The organism is Qipengyuania soli (assembly GCF_015529805.1).
Taxonomy (GTDB): domain Bacteria; phylum Pseudomonadota; class Alphaproteobacteria; order Sphingomonadales; family Sphingomonadaceae; genus Qipengyuania; species Qipengyuania soli.
The window spans coordinates 1,277,698-1,295,316 of sequence record NZ_CP064654.1 but is presented as its reverse complement, the minus strand read 5'-3'; the positions used below and the strand labels follow the sequence as shown (position 1 = coordinate 1,295,316).

At 63.5% G+C, this 17,619-nt stretch carries 16 protein-coding genes; 12 read left to right on the top strand and 4 right to left on the bottom strand.

What is annotated here, in order from left to right; genetic code table 11:
- Positions 1 to 25: 25 nt before the first annotated feature.
- Together IRL76_RS06490 and IRL76_RS06485 are read left to right on the top strand one after the other, a co-directional pair.
- The gene (locus IRL76_RS06490) at positions 26 to 1,276 is read left to right on the top strand and encodes an SAM-dependent methyltransferase (protein ID WP_200983965.1); all 1,251 of its coding nucleotides are present in this window, start codon (positions 26 to 28) and stop codon (positions 1,274 to 1,276) included.
- Positions 1,273 to 2,469, top strand: coding sequence for a serine hydrolase domain-containing protein (locus IRL76_RS06485; protein WP_200983964.1), 1,197 nt, complete (start codon positions 1,273 to 1,275; stop codon positions 2,467 to 2,469). The genes IRL76_RS06490 and IRL76_RS06485 overlap by 4 nt, the downstream gene beginning before the upstream one ends.
- 134 nt (positions 2,470 to 2,603) lie before the next feature.
- Here IRL76_RS06485 and IRL76_RS06480 read toward each other — a convergent pair whose 3' ends face one another.
- From IRL76_RS06480 to purF, 3 genes are all read right to left on the bottom strand, one after another.
- Positions 2,604 to 2,951, bottom strand: a complete 348-nt coding sequence (locus IRL76_RS06480; RefSeq protein WP_200984207.1) for a PilZ domain-containing protein — start codon at positions 2,949 to 2,951, stop codon at positions 2,604 to 2,606.
- A gap of 116 nt (positions 2,952 to 3,067) precedes the next feature.
- The gene (locus IRL76_RS06475; RefSeq protein WP_200983963.1) at positions 3,068 to 3,778 is read right to left on the bottom strand and encodes an SDR family NAD(P)-dependent oxidoreductase; all 711 of its coding nucleotides are present in this window, start codon (positions 3,776 to 3,778) and stop codon (positions 3,068 to 3,070) included.
- A complete protein-coding gene (gene purF, locus IRL76_RS06470; protein WP_200983962.1) occupies positions 3,778 to 5,250 on the bottom strand; it encodes an amidophosphoribosyltransferase in 1,473 nt (490 codons plus the stop codon). Before purF ends, IRL76_RS06475 begins: the two co-directional genes overlap by 1 nt.
- 170 nt (positions 5,251 to 5,420) lie before the next feature.
- On the opposite strand from purF, the gene IRL76_RS06465 reads away from it, so the two are divergent.
- From IRL76_RS06465 to IRL76_RS06420, 10 genes are all read left to right on the top strand, one after another.
- A complete protein-coding gene (locus IRL76_RS06465; protein WP_200983961.1) occupies positions 5,421 to 6,662 on the top strand; it encodes a lipoprotein-releasing ABC transporter permease subunit in 1,242 nt (413 codons plus the stop codon).
- Positions 6,655 to 7,341, top strand: coding sequence for an ABC transporter ATP-binding protein (locus IRL76_RS06460; RefSeq protein WP_200983960.1), 687 nt, complete (start codon positions 6,655 to 6,657; stop codon positions 7,339 to 7,341). Before IRL76_RS06465 ends, IRL76_RS06460 begins: the two co-directional genes overlap by 8 nt.
- Before the next feature lie 45 nt (positions 7,342 to 7,386).
- Entirely contained in the window at positions 7,387 to 7,665 is a 279-nt protein-coding gene (locus IRL76_RS06455; RefSeq protein WP_200983959.1) for a hypothetical protein, read from the top strand.
- 91 nt (positions 7,666 to 7,756) lie between these two features.
- The gene (locus IRL76_RS06450) at positions 7,757 to 8,236 is read left to right on the top strand and encodes a glutathione peroxidase (protein ID WP_200983958.1); all 480 of its coding nucleotides are present in this window, start codon (positions 7,757 to 7,759) and stop codon (positions 8,234 to 8,236) included.
- 31 nt (positions 8,237 to 8,267) lie between these two features.
- Positions 8,268 to 8,591 (top strand): hypothetical protein, encoded by a 324-nt coding sequence (locus IRL76_RS06445; RefSeq protein WP_200983957.1) that lies wholly within the window; start codon positions 8,268 to 8,270, stop codon positions 8,589 to 8,591.
- 35 nt (positions 8,592 to 8,626) lie between these two features.
- Entirely contained in the window at positions 8,627 to 9,937 is a 1,311-nt protein-coding gene (locus IRL76_RS06440) for a DUF418 domain-containing protein (RefSeq protein ID WP_200983956.1), read from the top strand.
- A gap of 73 nt (positions 9,938 to 10,010) precedes the next feature.
- Positions 10,011 to 13,484 (top strand): DNA polymerase III subunit alpha, encoded by a 3,474-nt coding sequence (dnaE, locus tag IRL76_RS06435; protein ID WP_200983955.1) that lies wholly within the window; start codon positions 10,011 to 10,013, stop codon positions 13,482 to 13,484.
- A 41-nt stretch (positions 13,485 to 13,525) separates the two neighbouring features.
- Entirely contained in the window at positions 13,526 to 15,124 is a 1,599-nt protein-coding gene (locus IRL76_RS06430; RefSeq protein WP_246450036.1) for a long-chain fatty acid--CoA ligase, read from the top strand.
- On the top strand, positions 15,117 to 15,638 hold the full coding sequence (locus IRL76_RS06425) for a GNAT family N-acetyltransferase (protein ID WP_246450034.1): 522 nt from the start codon (positions 15,117 to 15,119) through the stop codon (positions 15,636 to 15,638). The genes IRL76_RS06430 and IRL76_RS06425 overlap by 8 nt, the downstream gene beginning before the upstream one ends.
- A complete protein-coding gene (locus tag IRL76_RS06420) occupies positions 15,631 to 16,062 on the top strand; it encodes a DUF1330 domain-containing protein (protein ID WP_200983953.1) in 432 nt (143 codons plus the stop codon). The genes IRL76_RS06425 and IRL76_RS06420 overlap by 8 nt, the downstream gene beginning before the upstream one ends.
- Before the next feature lie 7 nt (positions 16,063 to 16,069).
- Here the strand turns inward: IRL76_RS06420 and IRL76_RS06415 are convergent, their stop codons facing one another.
- A complete protein-coding gene (locus tag IRL76_RS06415; RefSeq protein WP_200983952.1) occupies positions 16,070 to 17,581 on the bottom strand; it encodes a M20/M25/M40 family metallo-hydrolase in 1,512 nt (503 codons plus the stop codon).
- Positions 17,582 to 17,619 lie beyond the last annotated feature (38 nt).

Sequence of the window (17,619 nt, the reverse complement as noted above, 5' to 3'; positions counted from 1 at the left end):
CGCGCTGCGCGTAATAGCGGCGGCAATGGACATGCAGACCACCATCCGCGGCCGCGACCTCGTCGAGGGTTCACGCCGTTTTGCCCGCAAGCCGGGGTTTTTCGCGCGACTGGTCGCACCCGGCTTCGAGAAGATCCTCGGCAAGATCGATGCTGCGCTGGTTTCGGGGACGATTTACGGCGTTCTTCCCGACGGGACAGAGCGCAAACTCGGCGGACGCGCACCCGGCTTCGAATGCACGGTCGAACTGCGCAGCTACAATGCGTTGCTGCGCCTGGCGAGCAACGGCTCGGTCGGTTGGTACCAGGCGTGGGAAGCGGGAGAATGGTGGAGCCCCGACCCGGTGCCGCTCTTCGCGCTTTTCGTGCAGCATGCCGAGCGCCTGGGTGACACCGCGCGCGCAAAGGGGCCGTTCCGCCACGCCCTGCGCCTTGCCCACCTGTTCAACCGCAACACCGAGGAAGGATCGCAGAAGAACATTTCTGCGCACTATGACCTCGGCAACGACTTCTACGCGCCGTGGCTCGACCCGACGATGAGCTACTCTTCCGCGCTCGACGTGGCCGGTGACGGGCTCGAGGCCGCGCAGAAGCGCAAGTGGTCCGCGCTGGCGTCACGCATCGGTGATGCCGCCACGGTGCTCGAGATCGGCTGCGGCTGGGGCGGGCTTGCGGACGACCTTGCGGCACGAGGCAGTGACGTCACCGCCATCAGCCTGTCGGACGAACAACTGGCATGGGCGAGGGCGCACCACTCATCGTCGATCGATTTCCGCAAGCAGGATTATCGCGATACGTCCGGCCAGTTCGACGCCATCGTCAGCGTCGAGATGGTCGAGGCACTGGGACGCGAATACTGGCCGACCTTCATGGACTGCGTCGCGCGCAATTTGAAGCCGGGCGGTCGCGCGGCGATCCAGTACATATCCATGCGCGACGTGCTGTTCGACGAATATGCCAAGAGCGCCGATTTCATCCAGGCATACATCTTCCCGGGAGGCCTGCTGATCCGCACCAGCGAGTTCCGCCGACTGGCCGAGGAGCGCGGTCTGGAATGGCGCGACCAGGCTGATTTCGGTCTCGACTATGCCGAGACGCTGAAGCTGTGGCGTCAGAACTTCGATGCGGCGGAAAAACAGGGACGCCTGCCGCACGGATTCGATGCGCGCTTCTGCGATCTCTGGCGCTATTACCTGATGTATTGCGAAGGCGGTTTCCGTGGTGGCGGCATCGATGTCCACCAGGTGACGCTGGTCAAAGGGGGAGAGACAAAATGAAGCGATTGCTGCTTTCGATCAGCGTGCTGGCCTTGGCCGGCTGCGTAACGGCGAACGACGATACGCTAACCGCACATGTTGCGGCAGCGCCCGCGGTCACGCAGTCGGTCCCGGCGAATCCGGCGACCATGGATCCGAGCGACTCGATCCTGTTCTGGAGCGACGAGCGGCGGTCCGCGGCCTTCCGCAAGATGGAGGACTCCTTCCCCGGCCTCGAAGTTGCCGCGCCCCGTCATACCCGCACGCTGACGCGCGGTCCCGAACTGTCGGACGGGCTCAAGGCCGCCATCCGCGAATACATGGAGCGGACCAATGCGTCTGGCATGATGGTGCTCGATCACGGGGTGGTCCGGTTCGAGGAATACCGTCTCGGCATGACGGCGGACGAACGCTGGACTAGCTTCTCCGTGGCCAAGAGCTTCACCTCGACCTTGCTCGGGGCAGCCATCGCGGACGGGAAGATCGGCTCCATCGACACCCCGGTTACCGACATCATTCCAGAGCTTGCCGGGACTGCCTACGATGGCGTCACCGTCGGCCAGATTGCGACGATGACTTCGGGCGTGGCGTGGAACGAGGACTATTCCGATCCCAAAAGCGACGTGGCCAGGATGCTGGCCATCGAGCCGGTTGCGGGCGAGTCGCAAGCTGTAACCTTTGCGCGCACCCTGAAGCGCGAAGCTCCGGCGGGCAGCAAGTGGGTCTACAAGACGCTCGAGACCAACCTGCTCGGCCTCATCGTGGAGAAAGCTACGGGCAAGTCGCTCGCCGCCTATGCGGCAGAGAAGATCGTCGAGCCCGCAGGCTTTTCCGGAGGGCTGTTCTGGATGCAGGACCTCACCGGCGGCAATATCGGTGGCTGCTGCCTCTCGGTCCGGCTTTCGGACTATGCCCGCTTCGGCCAGTTCGTGCTCGAAGGCGGCAAGGGCGTGGTGCCCGATGGCTGGTTCGCGAAGGCGGGCGGGCGCCAGGTCGATTTCGCTCCGCAGGCTCCCGGCTTCGGCTATGGCTACCAGTGGTGGACTTATCCCGGCGGGAACTTCGGTGCGCAGGGCATCTTCGGGCAGGCGATCACCATCGTCCCTTCCGAACAGGTGGTCGTCGCCATCATCAGCAACTGGCCCAAGGCCACCAGCAGCGGCGGGCGCGCCGATTTCCGCGAGCTCGTCGACGCGATCGTCAAGAACAAGTGATCTAGGGAGTGGTGGCGGCGTCCGCGAAGGGCACCGCCACCGACGACGACTTTCCGGACACGGTTCAGGCCGCGCCCTTCGGGTCGCCGCCAATGTGGTCGGTGTCGTCGCCTAGCTTGTCGAAAGCTGCCCGCTCAGTAGGGGCGGTAGTTGCCCGCGCCGGTGTAACGGGCGATGATGTTGTCGTGCACGATCGGGCTCAGCAATTCGCTGAAGGCGCAGCCGACCATGCAGTTCTCCCACCACACGACCTGCGCCTGGAGCGATTCAAGGCCGGGCAGGGTGAGCCAGCACAACTGGCCTTCGTGCATGCGATTGATCGCAGCCGCCGAAAAGCCGGAGATCGACAGATCGTGGACCACCGTCTGAAAGGCACGGCCGCCAGAGGCGCGTAGCTGTCCCGGAATGGTCAGCTTCGTCCGCGGCGCGCAGCGATCCTCTTGCGCAGCTACCAGGTATCGGTCCTGTGTCTGATAGGTCATGTCGCGCCCTTCCGTCTCGTCTTCATTCCGGCTCATAAGTCACCTCGCGCACACGCGGTGTATCTGGCGGAATTTCGGCTTTTGACGTTACCAAAGGGTAAACGGCGCGGGTTAATTCACCCTTCCACGCGCTCTCGGTGGAAACCCGTGAAATCGTTAACAAGCAGCTCGACGATGCGATTTGCGACGGCTTCGGGGGGTTTGACCGTCTGCGGGTCCTCGCCGGGATAGGCCTTGGCTCGCATTGCCGTGCGAGTCGCACCCGGATCGATCACGGCCACGCGCACCTTGGAAATCTTCTCGATTTCGGCGGCATAGCTTTCGAGGATGTTGTCGAAAGCGGCCTTGGTCGAACCATACGCTGCCCAGTAAGCACGCGGAGCGGCTCCGACGCTGCTGGTCAGCCCGATTACCCGCGCGCCGTCGGCGCGCTTCAGCAGCGGGTCGAAATTGGCGAGCAGCGACTGGGTGGCGAGGACGTTGATCGTGACGGCCTGGCTGAGCTGCTTGCCGTCGATCTGCGTAACCGATGTGAGGGTCGGCAGGTAAGCGGCAGAAATAACGAGGTAATCAAGCTTGTCCCAGCGACCGGAAAGTGCCGAAGCGAGGCGTGCAATCCCGTCCGGTTCGGCAAGGTCTACCGGGGCAATGGTCGAATTGCCGCCAGCTTCGTGGATCTCGTCCTCGACCGCCTCGAGCGCGCGGACATCGCGGCCGGTCAGGACCACGTGCACTCCTTCGGCGGCAAGCGCCTTGGCCGTCGCCGCGCCGATGCCTTTGCTGGCCCCCGTGACGAGGGCGAGGCGTCCTTCAAGCCGCTTGGTCATTACTCGGCAGCCTCCACCGGCAGCACCAGCTGGTCCTGCCGTTCTTCACGCCGCGCGAGATCGGTCAGCGAGGTGGGATAGTCGCCGGTGAAGCAGGCGTCGCAGAACTGCGGGCATTCGCGCTTGCGCGGACCTTCGCCGACGGCGCGGTAAAGCCCGTCGATCGACACGAAAGCAAGGCTGTCCGCCTTGATGAATTCGCGCATCGGCTCGATGTCCATGCGTGCGGCGAGCAGCTTGCTGCGTTCTGGCGTGTCGACGCCATAGAAGCAGCTGTGCGCGGTCGGCGGGCTAGCGACGCGGAAATGCACTTCCTTCGCACCTGCGTCACGCATCATCTCGACGATTTGCATCGAGGTGGTGCCGCGAACAATGGAATCGTCGATCAGGACGATGCGCTTGCCTTCGACCATCGCACGATTGGCGTTGTGCTTGCGCTTTACCCCGGCATGGCGGGCGCCGTCCGAAGGCTGGATGAAGGTACGTCCGACGTAGTGCGAACGGATGATGCCCAGTTCGAAAGGAATGCCCGATTCCTGCGCATAGCCGATGGCGGCGGGGACACCGGAGTCGGGAACCGGAATGACGATGTCGGCATCGACCGGCTTTTCGCGTGCAAGCTCGGCACCGATGGCCTTGCGCGCCTCGTAAATGCTGCGACCGTCGAAGACCGAGTCGGGGCGGCTGAAATAGACGTGCTCGAAGATGCACGGGCGCGGCTTGTGCGATCCGAACGGGTGAAGCGAATCGACGTTGCCATCGAAGTCGACCTTGATGATCTCGCCCGGTTCGACCTGGCGGACGAACTCTGCGCCGACCACGTCGAAGGCGACTGTTTCGGAGGCAAACACGGTCGCATCGCCGATCCGGCCCATCTGCAGCGGGCGGATGCCCAACGGGTCGCGGCAAGCGATCATGCCCTCCCGCGTCATCACGATCAGCGCATAGGCGCCTTCAAGCAGGCGCAGCGCATCGATCAGGCGATCCATGATCGTCGGGTAACGGCTCGTCGCGACGAGGTGTATGATCACCTCGGTGTCGCTGGTCGACTGGAAGATCGAACCGCGGCGGACGAGATCGTCGCGCAGAACCCCGGCATTCGAAATATTGCCGTTGTGCGCGACGGCGAAACCGCCGCTGGCAAGGTCGGCGTAGAGCGGCTGCACGTTGCGCAGACCCGCACCACCGGTGGTCGAATAGCGGACATGGCCGGCAGCCATGAAGCCCGGGAGTTCGGCGATAGCCTCCTGGCTGGAGAAATTCTCCGCCACATGGCCGAGGCCGCGACGCGAATAGAATTCCGCACCGTCGAAGCTGGTAATGCCCGCCGCCTCCTGGCCACGGTGCTGCAGGGCGTGGAGGCCCAGCGCCGTGGCGGCAGCGGCATCGGCCGCATTGATTGCGCCGAACACGCCGCACTCTTCGCGCAGCTTGTCGCCATCCTCGTCGAGAAACGGGTGGGTAAAGTTCATCGAGGGCCTGTCCGCCGCCTGCATTCCGGATGCGCGCCCCAATGGCGATGTTACGCTCCGATTACAAGGGTGGTGCGACGAGGAGTCCCCCGTGAGGAACGATTTCATTGCGCCGAAAGGTTTGCCTGCCTAAAGCCGCGCCGAGCAAAACTCGAACCAAACGGGCTGCCTTGATCCTATCCCCTTTTGAATGGACGATCGCCAAACGCTACCTGCTTCCGGGCAGGGGCGAGGCCTTCATCGCGCTGGTCGCGGGCATTTCCATCGGCGTCGTCATGCTGTCCGTGGCCATGCTGGTCATCGTGATGAGCGTCATGAACGGCTTCCGCGCCGAACTGCTCGACAAGATCGTCGGCCTCAACGGCCATGCCATCGTCCAGGCCTACGGCGGACGCATGGATGACTGGGAAAACATCCTCAACGAGGTCAGGAAAACCCCCGGGGTCGTCGAAGCCAGCCCGCTGATCGAACAGCCGCTGATGACTACCTTCAACGGGCGGGTCGAGGGTATCCTGGCGCGCGGCAACACGATGGAAGATATCCGCAAGTTCCAGGACAAGCTGGTCAGCGGCAGCCTCGATCCGATCCAGCCGGGGGCCGGCAAGGTCGCGATTGGTGTCCGGCTTGCCGAGAACATCGGCGCACGCGTCGGTGACACGATCACCATCATAAACCCGCAGGGACGCCCGACCCCGTTCGGCACCGTGCCGCGCCAGGTGGGTTACGAGGTCGCTGCGATCTTCGAAGTGGGCGTTTACGACTATGACGGCGCCTTCGTGATCATGCCGATGCAGGATGCGCAGACGCTGCTGCTGCTGGGTGACACGGTGGGCATGATCGAGGTGAAGGTCGCGGATCCCGACAAGGTCGGCGACATCCTCGAACCGGTCCAGCGGGCCGTTCAAGGCAGGGCGGTCGTCGCCGACTGGAAGACCATCAATGCCACCCTGTTCGAGGCCCTGCAGGTCGAACGTGTCGCCATGGCCTTTGCCCTGAGCTTCATGGTCCTCGTCGCGGCGTTCAACATCCTTTCGAGCCTCGTGATGCTGGTGCGCGCCAAGACCCGCGACATCGCGATCATGCGCACCATGGGCGCAACCCGGCAAAGCCTGATGAAGATCTTCGTCACCACCGGCTTCACCGTCGGTGCGATCGGGACGGTGGCAGGCCTGATCTTCGGCTTTGTCGTGCTGTTTTTCCGCCAGGGCATCGTGGAGATTATCGGCAAGGTCACCGGCCAGAACCTGTGGGATCCGCAGGTGCGCTTCCTGACCACGCTGCCATCCAAGACCGATCCCATCGAAGTGGCGATGATCGTGTTGCTTGCCTTGGTGCTCAGCTTCCTCGCCACGCTTTACCCGGCGTGGAAGGCGGCAAGCACCGATCCGGTTCAGGTGCTGCGCTATGAGTGAGAATGGCGTGAAACCTGTTGTCGAGCTCAAGGGCCTGACCCGCAGCTTCGAGCAAGGTGGGGTGCGGATCGATGTCCTCCGCGGTGTCGACCTGACCATCCGTCCGGGAGAGATCGTTGCGCTGCTCGGCCCCTCGGGCTCGGGCAAGTCGACCCTGCTGCAGGCCGTCGGCCTTCTCGAAGGCGGCTTCGGCGGCGAAATCGTCATTGCCGGGGAATCGGCCGAGAAGTCGGACTCCCACGCCCGCACCATGCTGCGGCGCAACCACCTCGGTTTCGTCTACCAGTTCCACCACTTGCTGCCCGATTTCGATGCGCGCGAGAACGTGATCCTTCCGCAACTCGTGGCGGACAAGCCGCGCGAGGAAGCCGAGGCGAGGGCGGAGCAGCTGCTCACCGCGCTCGGTCTCGGACATCGGATGGACCATCGGCCAAGCCAGCTATCGGGCGGCGAACAGCAGCGCGTGGCCGTAGCACGCGGGCTTGCCAACCGACCCAAGCTGGTGCTCGCCGACGAGCCGACCGGCAACCTCGACGAGGCCACCAGCGATCGCGTTTTGGCGGAATTCCTCGCTCTGGTGCGGGGAGAAGGCAGTGCGGCCCTGATCGCGACGCATAACGAGCGCCTGGCGCAGAAGATGGATCGTATCGTTCGATTGCATGAAGGTGTTCTGGAATAGGACCCTCATGCTATTTCGCTCGTTACGAGGCGAAGGAGGACCCGGATGACCGATCACCCAAGCACGTTCAACGCTACCGACTGCCACCGCGAGGGAATCCAGTGGGACGCCCGCGCATCGCTCCACCGCGAAGGTGCTGGCAGCGGGCTGTTCGAAGGCGCGAAGGGGCTGCGCAGCGGGTCGTTCGCCGAACTGGTCCACCACATAATGCTGATGCCCGAACGCGATCGTGACAGGTATTACATCGAGAAGCACGGGGACCGGGAATTCCACCTGCCCGAAATTCTCGCACTTGCTTCGCGGGACGACTTTCCCGCTTTGTAGAGAGCATTTCGCAGTCCATGGGTCGCTCGACCAAGGCATGACATGGACGACCTGCTTTGATTTCGTTTGCCGTCACAAGGAATAGCCCCGCATGACCACCATCGCCGATTTCTCCGTCGCCACGAACAAAGGCGAGGAACTCGACCTCAAGGAGAAGCTCGGCAAGGTGCTGCTCGTCGTGAACACGGCCAGCAAGTGCGGCTTCACTCCGCAATACGACGGGCTGGAAAAGCTTTTCCAGGACTACAAGGACAAGGGCTTCGAAGTGCTGGCCTTTCCCTGCAACCAGTTCGGCGGACAGGAACCCGGCGATGCCGAGGAAATCGAGCAATTCTGCAAGGTCAATTTCGGCCTCACCTTCCCGCTGATGGCAAAGGTCGATGTCAACGGCGCGGATGCCAGCCCGCTGTTCGACTGGATGAAGGGCGAAGCGCCCGGCCTGATGGGTTCGAAGGCGATCAAGTGGAACTTCACCAAGTTCCTCGTCGACCGCGAAGGCCATGTAGTGAAGCGCTATGGCCCGGCCGACGCGCCGAAGACAATCGCCAAGGATATCGAGAAGCTGCTGTAACTCCGCCGGGTAGCTCGACGAAGGTCATGCCATGCTTGCCGATATCAACCAGTGGTTCCTTTCGCTCGGCGCGGATTACGGGGTGAACCCGTATGTCTTCGGCGCGATTTACGTGGGAGCGATCCCGTTCTTCTTCGCCTCGATCGGCTGGCTGGTGAAGCGGGCGCGGGCAGGGCGATCGACTGTCGTACCGACCATGTGCGCGGGTTTCTGCTTCATTTCCGCCTATCTCTACCTCGCCATCGCGGGGCGTAACATTCCGTTGTGGGTGTGGATCTTCCTCGGCGTGCTCGTGCTGTACGGCGCCTGGTCGACGATCCGCGATACGCGGCGCAAAATTCGCGAGGGCCGCTGACTAGCCGAAATTGCTGGTGACGCAGTGGAAATCCGGTGGCAGACCTTGCCACCGGGGGTCGCATCGCGTGGAAATGCGGGGGTGCGTTGATGGAGGAATTGAGGGGGACGCTCGCTGCGCCGGTTGCGCAGAACGAGCGGATCGACGAGGTCGATGTCCTGCGCGGTTTCGCGCTCCTCGGCGTGCTGACAGTCAACTTCGTCGGGTTTGCAGGTGGTGGCCTGATGGCCACCGACACACAGCTTGCGACGCTGCCAACCGCGCGCCTCGATCACATTGTCGATTTCATCGTCGAGGTCCTCCTGGTGGACAAGGCGAACACGATCTTCGCCACGCTGTTCGGGCTTGGCTTCTACATCCAGATCAGTCGCAACGGGGATCGCCCCGGCTTCGTCGCGCGCTATTCTCGCCGACTTGCCTGGTTGTGGGTTTTCGGCATGCTCAACCTCACGCTCCTGTGGGTGTGGGACATCCTCAACGTCTATGCGATCGCCGGGTTCATCCTGCTCGCGGCGAGGCACTGGAAGACCCGGACCTTCGTCATCGTCGGTTTCCTCCTCGCGATGATTTCGACCGATGTTCAGAGAGCGGTTGCGGAGATGGCAGGCATACCGCTGATGGACTGGGAGCCTTATTCCGATGCCAGCGTCCATGCACGGCAGGCTGCTAGCGAGGCGGGTGACTATCTCGGAATGGTCGGCCTCATGTGGCGCTACACCCGGGATGAGTGGTTTGTCGGGGGATTGTTCCTCGTATGGCTGGCCTATGCGCCGGGACGCTTCATGCTCGGGGCAGCGATTGGCCGTAGCGGTCTGGTCGACAACATCGCCGGAAATCTCCCCCTGCTACGCCGAATTCGCAATGTAATCCTGCCGCTGGGCCTGCTCGTGGCGCTGGCCATCGTCAGCGTGGATGCCGGCGCTCCGGGTATCGACGAGAAGGCCGGCGGATACATTCGCTCTTTCCTCGAATCTCCGGCGGCACTGCTTCTTGCTGCAGGCTATGCCTGCATGGTCGCAACCGGTTGGCACAATCCGACAGGAAGGCGCATCCTCGCGCCCTTCCGGCCGGTAGGGCAAATGGCGCTGACGAATTACCTCATGCAGGGCTTGGCCTACGCCTTCGTGCTGTTCGGTATCGGCCCCGGCCTCGCGCTCGGGGGCAAGATCGGCACCTCTATCGTAGTCCTCATCTGCCTCGCCTTCTTCGCTTTCCAGATGGCGTTCAGCGCATGGTGGCTGGCGCGCTATCGCTTTGGCCCGATGGAGTGGTTGTGGCGCTGGCTGACCTATGGCGGGAGCGCACCTGCGATGCGGCGGCTCGCCCCGGCACAAGCGGCCGCCTGAAGCCCACAGGATTTTCCCAAACTAACCGAGTCCCGCCCTTGGCCCGGGGCGTCGGCATCCGCATATTGGGAGGATGCCGTTCAAGCCCTTCGTTCCCCTGCGCGTCCTGTCCGCCTATTCGATGCTCGAAGGGGCGATCGATCCCAAGGCGATGGCGAAGCTGGCGAAGGAACGCGGCTTTCCCGCCATGGCCATCTGTGACCGCAACGGCCTTTATGGTGCGGTCATGTTCGCCAATGCCTGCAAGGCGGAAGGCATCCAGCCTATCATTGGCACCCTGCTCGGCGTGGCGCGCGATGCGGAGGGCAAGCAGGTCGATTACCTCCCGCTCTTCGCCCAGGACGAGGCGGGCTACGACAATCTCTGCCATCTCGTAAGCCGGGCGCATCTCGACCGGCCGCTGGAATTCGACCCGCATGTGCGGATGCGCGATTTCGAAGGCCATACCGACGGCCTGATCGCGCTGACCGGTGCGAGCGAGGGGGCGGTGACGCGGCTGCTCGCCGAAGGCCAGCAGCCCCACGCCGAGGCTGTACTGGACCGTTTGCAGGGTTTCTTCCCCGGGCGCCTCTACATCGAACTCGCCCGCCGCGGGAACGAAGTGGAGGAGCGCGCCGAGGAAGCACTCATCGACCTCGCCTATGCGCGCGACCTGCCGCTGGTCGCGACCAATCCAGCGAATTTTGCCGAGGCGCACATGCACAAGGCGCATGACGCCATGCTGTGCATCGCCGGATCGACCCACGTCGATGCCGAAGACCGCCTGCGCTCCAATCCGGAGAGCTACGTCAAGACCTACCACATGATGGACGAGGCCTTCGCCGACCTGCCCGAGGCGGTTGAAAACACGCTCGTCATCGCCCAGCGCTGCGCTTACGCTCCACCCTATCGAAAGCCGATCCTGCCCAGCCTTGCCGGCGATCTCGAGGGCGAGGCACGGATGCTGGAGGAGGATGCACGCAAGGGCCTCGAAGCCCGTCTCGCGCTCTACGAGGATTTTCCGGAGGAAGAACGGCAGGCCTATTTCGAGCGCCTCAAGTTCGAGGTCGACATCATTAACCAGATGGGCTTCCCCGGCTACTTCCTGATCGTTGCCGACTTCATCAAATGGGCCAAGGAACAGGATATCCCCGTGGGGCCGGGGCGTGGTTCGGGTGCTGGCTCGCTGGTCGCCTGGGCGCTGACCATCACCGACCTCGACCCGATCAAGCTGGGACTGCTGTTCGAGCGTTTCCTCAACCCCGAACGCGTCTCGATGCCGGACTTCGATATCGACTTCTGCGAAACGCGGCGCGGCGAGGTGATCCGCTACGTGCAGGCGAAGTACGGTCACGACCACGTGGCGCAGATCATCACTTTCGGCAAGCTCAAGGCCCGCGCCGTGCTGCGCGATACGGGCCGCATCCTCCAGATGAGCTATGGTCACGTCGACCGGCTGTGCAAGATGGTGCCCAACCATCCGACCGACCCCTGGACCCTGCCGCGCGCGCTGAATGGCGCTGCGGACTTCAAGCGCGAATACGACAACGACAACGAGGTGAAGCGCCTCGTCGACCTCGCGATGCAGCTCGAGGGTTTCCCACGCAACAGCTCGACCCACGCGGCCGGCGTGGTGATCGGCGACCGGCCGCTGGCGCAGCTCGTTCCGCTGTACCGCGACCCGCGTTCGGACATGCCGGTGACGCAGTACGACATGAAGAATGTCGAGAGCAGCGGCCTGGTGAAGTTCGACTTCCTCGGGCTGAAGACGCTTTCGGTGCTCAAGAAGGCGACCGACCTGCTGAAGAAGCGGGACATCGCCATCGACCTTTCCACGCTGCCGCTGGACGACGCCAAGGTCTACGAGCTCATGAAGAGCGGCAACACAGTCGGCGTGTTTCAGCTGGAATCGGAGGGCATGCGGCGCACGCTGACCGCGGTGAAGCCGACCAACTTCGGCGACATCATCGCGCTCGTCTCGCTCTATCGGCCCGGCCCGATGGACAACATCCCGCTGTTCGGCAAGCGCAAGGCGGGCGAGGTGCCGATCGAATACCCCCATGCGAAGCTCGAAGGCATCCTTGCCGAAACCTACGGCATCTTCGTCTACCAGGAACAGGTCATGCAGGCCGCGCAGATCCTTGCGGGGTATTCGCTCGGCGACGCTGACCTGCTGCGCCGCGCAATGGGCAAGAAGGTCCAGGCTGAAATGGATGCGCAGCGCCAGCGCTTCGTCGACGGGTGCAAGGAAGTGTCCGGCATCGAGAAGAACGAGGCGAATGCCCTGTTCGACTTGATCGACAAGTTCGCCGGCTACGGCTTCAACAAGTCGCACGCCGCCGCCTACGCGCTGCTTGCCTACCAGACCGCTTGGCTGAAGGCGCATTACCCGGAGGAGTTCTACGCCGCCTCGATGTGCTTCGACATGCACCAGTCGGAAAAGTTGGCGGTTTTCGTCGACGATGCGCGGCGTAGCGGGATCAAGATCCTACCGCCCTCGCTGAACCACTCGGAGGCCGAGTTCACCGTCGAACAGACCGACGAGGGCTATGCCGTCCGATACGCGCTGGCGGGCATCCGCAATGTCGGCGAACGGGCGATGGAGGCGATCGTCGACGAGCGTGAAGGTTCGGGCCTCTACCAGAGCCTGCAGGACCTGTTCGAGCGCCTACCCAAGGGTGCGATGAACTCGCGACAGTTGGAGGCGCTGGCCAGTGCCGGTGCGCTCGATGAATTCGAGCCGAACCGTGCGAGGGTATTCGCCAATGCCGATATGCTGCTGGCTGTCGCCGATGCGGCCGAGCGCGAGCGGTCGAGCGGGCAGGCGGCGCTGTTCGGTGGCGAAGATGCGACGGAGGACACGCTGCGGCTCAAGGAAGTCGAACCGTGGAGCCGCGCCGACCAGATGGCGCGCGAGAAGGAGAACTTCGGGTTCTACTTCGCCGAACACCCGGTCGAGGCATGGCGCACCGTCGCTTCGGCCCAAGGGGCGCGGTCCTATGCCTCGCTGATGGCGGGCGGAGCGCCTCCGGGCGGACGCGCGGGCGCGGTCATGGCGGCGATGGTCGAGAAGGTGAACAAGGGCACGACACGCCGCGGGAAGCCGTTCATCCGGGCTGACTTCTCCGACAGCTCCGGCCAGTTCAGTGCCGCCTGCTTCGAGGAAGGGCTGGTCGAGAAATTCCTCGAATGGGCCGACAACCAGACCTGCGTGAAGCTCAATGTCGAGCTCGACAGCCCGAGCCCCGACGAGCCCCCACGGATCACCGTTCGCGGCGCGGTGCCGCTGTCCGAGGTCCGCGGGTCGACGCCCATGCTGCTGACACTCGACATCGCCGACACCGATGCATTGATGCAGCTCGCAATCGAGCTCACCGCGGCGGGCGAGGGATGTGACGAGGTCCATGCCACCCTGCTTACCGGCGACGATCCCTCGCCGGTCATGAACCTCGGCCGGGCCTTCAATATCGACGGCGACCTCGCCGAACGCTTGGCAAGCGTGCACGGTCTTGCCAAGGTGCAGCTGACCGCGCGGCGAGGAGCGGGCCACCTGCGTCTCGTCGCCTGATTCTGCGCCCCATAAGAGGGCCAAAGGGACGAGGAGAGAACATGCAGCTCGGAGCGATGCAGGACTGGACCATGCGGATCACGCATGTTGTCGACCACGCAGCACGCGAGGCGGGGACGCGCGAGATCGTCACCCGCTGGGCGGACGGCAGTGAAACTCGCACCAACTGGGCAGGTATCCGCCATGATGCCAAGCGCATGGCGCAGGCACTCCTCGCGCTCGGACTGAAGAAGGGGGACAAGGTCGCGAGCATGGCGATGAACCATTCGCGCCACCTCGTCAGCTGGTACGGTGTCGCCGGCATGGGCGGGGTGCTGCACACGGTGAACCCGCGCCTGTTCGACGACCAGCTCGACTATATCGTCAATCACGCCGAGGATAAGGTGATGATCTACGATGCGGCGTTCCAGCCGATCGTCGATCGCATGAAGGACCGCTGGACCACGGTCGAACATTACATCTGCTTCGATTCGGGCGAGCATTCACCTGCGTTCGAGGACTGGATCGGCGCGCAGGACGGAGACTTTGACTGGGTCCAGGGCGACGAGCGCGACCCGTGCATGATCTGCTACACCAGCGGCACCACAGGCAATCCCAAGGGCGTGCAGTATGAGCACCGCTCGACCTTGCTTCATGCGATGGCTGGCTTGCAGACCACGGCCTTCAACTTCGCGCCGTCATCGGTGATGCTGCCGGTCGTGCCCATGTTCCACGCCGCGAGCTGGGGCCTGCCCTATTCAGGCGGCATGGCAGGCATCAAGTTCGTCTTCAGCGCGGTCAACGACCCTGCGGTGCTGCACGAACTGATGATCCGCGAAGGCGTGACCGACAGCGCCGGCGTGCCGACCGTATGGCTCGCTCACTTCCAGTATTGCGATGCGCAGGGCATCGACCTGCCGCCGTTGAAGGCTGCGACCATCGGCGGCTCGGCTGCGCCGAAGTTCATGATCGAGCGGCTCATGAAAAACGGCACCCGCGTCCAGCATGCCTGGGGCATGACCGAAACGAGCCCCATCGGCACGGTCGGCGGGCCGACTGCCGACTGGGATAACCTCAGCTTCGACGAGAAAGTCGCCAAGACCATGAAGCAGGGCCGCCCGATCTTCGGCGTGGAACTGCGCATCGTCAGTCTCGATGACATGACCACCGAATTGCCGCGCGACGGGGAGACTTCGGGCGCACTGCAGATCCGCGGTCCCTGGGTGCTCAAGCGCTACTTCAAGGCCGAGCATGACGCTGCCAATGCCGAGGGCTGGTTCGACACGGGCGACGTCGGCGTGATCCACCCCGATGGCACGCTGCAACTGACCGACCGGACCAAGGACGTGATCAAGTCAGGCGGCGAGTGGATCAGCTCGGTGGAACTGGAAAACGCCGCTGTCGGCCACCCTGCCGTGGCCGAAGCCGCCTGCATTGGCATGCCGCACCCCAAGTGGGACGAGCGTCCGGTACTTTTCGTCGTGAAGAAGGAAGGCATCGAGTGCACCGGTGCGGAGATCACCGAATTCCTGACCGACAAGATCGCGAAATGGTGGCTCCCCGATGCGGTCGAATTCGTCGACGACATTCCGCACACCGCCACTGGCAAGATCAGCAAGAAGGACCTGCGCGACCGCTTTGCGGACTACACGCTTGGCTGACCTGCAGATCAGGCCCGCGCATCCCGGTGACGCGCGGGCCATCAGTGCCATTTACGATTACCACGTCGCCCATGGCACTGCCTCCTTCGACAGCGAGGGGCCGAGTGAGGCCGAGTGGGCGCAGAAGATCGCGGACATCTCCGCGAAGGGTTGGCCCTTCCTAGTCGCCGAGCGTGCAGGGGAGGTGCTTGGCTATGCCTATGCCACGCAATTCCGGCCTCGCGCTGCCTACGCCCGGACCTGCGAGAACAGCATTTACATCGCAGCCGAGGCGCGCGGGATGGGAATAGGCTCGCTCCTGCTCGGTAACCTCCTCGAGGCCTCGCGCGAATGCGGATTCAAGCAGATGATAGCCGTCATCGGAGGCGGGGAGCCCGCTTCTGTCGCGCTCCATGCCAAGCTCGGCTTCGCCCACGCCGGCCGGATGCGCAATGTCGGCTTCAAGTTCGGGCGGGTTCTCGATACCGTCTATATGCAATGCGACCTGACAGGAGAGGGATGGGACCATGACTGAGCGCTATATCGACCCGAGCCCGGCCAATTTCGCCGCCTTCAAGGACCTTCCGCGCGACGAGCCGATCCACATGCTCAACCTGCTGCTTTATCGCGACCATGCCGAATACCCCGAGGGGCACGAGCATCACGGCAATGGCTGGTCGGGTCGGCGGGCTTATGAAGAGTACGGCAAAACCAGCGGCCCGATCTTCCGTCGCGTCGGCGGCAGCATCGTGTGGCGCGGAGCATTCCAGACCATGGTAACGGGCCCTGCCGACAAGCAGTGGCACGACGGCTTCGTCGCGCAATATCCGAACAGCGCGGCGTTCTTCGAGATGATCAAGGATCCTGACTACCAGAAGGCAGTGGTGAACCGCACCGCCGCGCTGGTCGACAGTCGCTTGATCCGTTTCAAGCCCGGGTCGGCCGGGGCGGGCTTCTGACCCCGGTCTACTTCTTCCCTTTCTTCGCCTCTTCCGCGACGACGTAGAGATAGTCCACATAAGCCATCGTGGCCTGATCAAGGCCGTAAACCTTGGGGTCGCTGCTTTCGATCAGGAACCATTCGTTGGGCGCATGCGCTCCGCCGCCTCGTCCCAGGCCGAATTGTGATGCAGGCAGGTTCAGGGGAGCCCCGTTGAAAATCACGCCCGGCCAGCTTCCGGCATTACGCGGTGTGATCGAGTAGGGGATGCCGGTGCGTTCGAAGAGTGTCTTCTGCGCGCGGATCAGGGTGCTGTCTTCGTCGGTCTCGTTCGGGCCGTAGCCGCCCGAGACAGTGACCTGCACGTCGTCAAAGCCACGCTTGGCAAGGTGGGCTTTGAGCTTGGATACCGCCTCGTCCTTGGTCATCGCAGGTACGAGGCGGAATTCGAGCTTGGCTTCGGCACGCCCGGGCAGGACGGTCTTGCCGCCCGGTCCGGTATAGCCTGCAATCAGGCCCTGGATATTGACGGTCGGCTGAGAAACCAGACGTTCGAGGCTGGTCACATAGGGCTCGTCATCGATCCACCGACCGACACCAAGCAGCTTTTTCGCATCCTCTTCCGGGTTGCGCTTCGCACCTTCGGCAATCAGGTCCTTCTGGCGCTGCGTGAGGGGCTTCACGTTTTCAAACCATCCGTCGATCGCCGGCGTGTGCCCATCGTCCGCCGCCAGTGTGTCGAGAGCCTTGACCAGCCGCCATGCCGGGCTTTCGATCCGCGCATGGTTGGAAGAGTGGATGTCGGTCTTGGGATAGCGGTCCGAGGTCTCTCCCCCGACCACAAGCTGGAACTCGATCGCCCCCTTGGCGCCCAGCGTGATGTTCGCGCTGCCATCCTTGCTCTGTGCCGCTGCGGGGATGAAAACGCCGATGGTCTTCGATAATGCTTCGCGGACCTGAGGTGCGGCAACCACCTGCGGGAAGTTCGTCGAGGCGACCTCCTCCTCGCCCTCGGCGACCAGGACGAGGTTTACGGGAAGCTTCCGGCCGCTCGCCTGGATGGCCTTTAGCGCTGCGAGAAAGGCCATTTCAGGCCCCTTCTGGTTCACCGCCCCGCGCCCGACCAGCGCCTTGCCTTCGCCTTCGCGCTCGACGATCGCTCCTTCGAGTGGGGGAGAATTCCATTCGGAAGGATCGAACTGCTTCACATCGTACATGAAATAGATGCCAAGGGTGGTCTTTGCCCCCGCATCGAGCGTCGCGAAAACACCCGGAACGCCGTCGGTGGGAATGATCTCGGCCTTCTGGAAGCCCGCGTCGAGCGCGAGCTGACGCATGTATTCCGCGCCTGCCGGCGTGTTCATCTTTTCCGCAGCAATGGTCGGCAGGGCGATCCAGTCCCGCAGGGCCTTGATCGTGGTGTCGCGCTGATTGGCCACGGTCTCGGCAATGGCCGCCCGATCAGGCGTTTCCGCCGATGCAGGGACTCCGGAAATTGCCAGCAATGCCAGCACGCTCAAGGATGTCTTCAGCCGCATTTGATATCTCTCCCGCCTGTCGTTCCGGTACGAGCCTA